Below are 2,302 nucleotides of genomic sequence, written 5' to 3' on the forward strand. Positions count from 1 at the left end.
TGTTGGCAGCGTAAGCATCATCATGCCTCGAACCCCTGTTGGGGATCGGGCTTCAGGGTCCCAATGGGATTCTTGATAAGCTAACGCTGCAATGAGACGCCAATCAAATTCTTCAGAGTATTTTTGAAAAAGAGGAGCCCATGCGGGAAGTTTACTGTCCAAAGCACGAATGAAAGCTCGTGTGTCAACATAATCAAAGCTGCCGATATGACCGATGTATTTTTCTTCGAGTTCAGCAAGGCGTCCCGACTGTTTTATTGAGCCAAAGAACTCGATCAACAGCGCGTATAAGCTTTCATCTTCAGAGCGATTAAGAAACCAAGAAATAGGTTGGTCTTCCGTCAGCTCAAAGGCAATGGCGACATCTGGGTAGATTCGCTGGGAAAGGGAAATTTCAATTGAGTCAGCGACAGTAAAGGGTAGGTCACCTTTAGATACCTGTTTCAGTACTTCATTAATATCTGCGTCAAAATTAATGGAGTAATCTAAGCCCTCATGCTGCGCTTTCAACGTCTCTAGTGTATTAATGAAGTGTGAATCATCGACAACGCTGATCACGGCATTGCCGTCATTTTTTTCAATCAGTGATGCCTGGCGGTCAAGGAGTTGTTCTACATTTCTAGGTCTCCACTGTCCTTTTTTATACACTAACTGTTGGCTGACATAGTAGTAAGCAGGCCCGGCTCTAAACTCTTCGAGGCGTCTTTCAGACTGACTCAATCCCGCCGCAATAATATCTATCTCACCATTTCTTAGCGCAGGGTAGAGGCTAGACATTCGATAAGCAGGTTTCATCTCAAGCTTAACACCAAGCTCATTCGCAAATTCTCTCACCAACTCGTAATCAAGCCCCGCTGGGCCATCCGGGCTGATATAGTAAGAAAGTTGATTGTTCAGTGTTCCAACACGCAACACGCCTCGGTCGAGAATTTGTTCTAACTCACTTTTTGGCTCAGATTCAATTTGGCAGCCGACGAGCATCAATGAAGCACAAACATACGCGACAGTGAGTTTTAATTTTGAAAGAGTATTATTTAACATTTTTAAATTCTCATACATCCAGTATGGCTTTTATATCAAAGCCTAACGGTATGGAAAAGCAGAGTTACAAAAGAATGAGCGAACTGAGGTTTAATTGGTTAATTGAGGTGTACTCTGACATTGACAAAAAAAATGACGCAAACGGTTGCTTTTGGTGTTACATCACAAAAGCAATTGCTTTATAATGCGCTCGCAACAGAGAGGTGAAATCGGCATGAGTTCAAAGTCTTTCTTTATGAAATGACATTAACCTATTGAATTAATTCCAATATTACCTTAATCAACTGCATAAGAGACGTAAGCACATGAGAATTTTGCGTGGCTCCCCAGCTCTATCTGAGTTTCGTGTTAACAAGCTTTTAGAGCTTTGTCGTGAATTAAGCTTACCTGTAACAGGTATTTACGCTGAGTTTGCCCACTTTGCTGATCTAACGGCAGACCTAGATGAGTCTGAAGTTGAGAAGCTAGAAAAGCTACTGACTTACGGTCCAACGCTTTCTTGTAAAGAGAATGGTGAAGAGCATGAACCTGAAGGTTTACTGCTGCTTGCAACGCCACGCCCGGGCACTATCTCGCCTTGGTCTTCAAAATCAACAGATATCGCACACAACTGTGGACTGGCTAAAGTGTCACGTCTAGAGCGCGGCACCGCTTTCTACATTGAAACTTCTTCTGAACTTTCTGAGCTTCAACTTGTTGAGCTGAAAGCAATTCTGCATGATCGCATGATGGAAGTGGTTTTCACTGACTTCGAATCGGCAGCAGCACTGTTCACAGTTGCTGAGCCTGCTCCTTATGCGGAAGTTGACCTATTAACTGGCGGACGTAAAGCGCTTGAAAAAGCAAACGTTACCCTAGGTCTTGCGCTAGCAGAAGATGAAATTGATTACCTTCTTGAAAGCTTCACTGAAAAGCTAGGTCGTAACCCGACTGACATCGAGCTAATGATGTTTGCACAAGCGAACTCAGAGCACTGTCGTCACAAGATCTTTAACGCTGATTGGACTATCGATGGCGTTAAGCAAGAAAAATCATTGTTCAAGATGATTAAGAACACCTTTGAAACGACACCAGAACACGTTCTGTCTGCTTATAAAGATAACGCAGCGGTAATGACAGGTTCTGAAGTCGGTCGTTTCTTCCCAGATCCAGAAACTCGTCAGTACAACTACCACCAAGAAAAAACACACATCTTGATGAAGGTTGAAACGCACAACCACCCAACGGCAATCTCTCCGTGGCCGGGCGCATCGACAGGTTC

The 2,302-nt window shown here is 43.7% G+C and carries 1 protein-coding gene and 1 pseudogene; one reads left to right on the forward strand and one right to left on the reverse strand.

Translation table 11 applies throughout. The annotated features are described in order from the left end of the window. On the reverse strand, positions 1 to 1,041 hold a 1,041-nt coding region (mltF, locus tag ACP45E_RS17460), incomplete at its 3' end, for a membrane-bound lytic murein transglycosylase MltF (RefSeq protein WP_069585340.1). A 305-nt stretch (positions 1,042 to 1,346) separates the two neighbouring features. On the opposite strand from mltF, the pseudogene ACP45E_RS17465 reads away from it, so the two are divergent. Beyond that, positions 1,347 to 2,302: pseudogene (locus tag ACP45E_RS17465) on the forward strand (phosphoribosylformylglycinamidine synthase); the annotation flags it as partial.

This window comes from Vibrio genomosp. F10 str. 9ZD137 (genome assembly GCF_049974785.1).
In the GTDB taxonomy this organism is placed as follows: domain Bacteria; phylum Pseudomonadota; class Gammaproteobacteria; order Enterobacterales; family Vibrionaceae; genus Vibrio.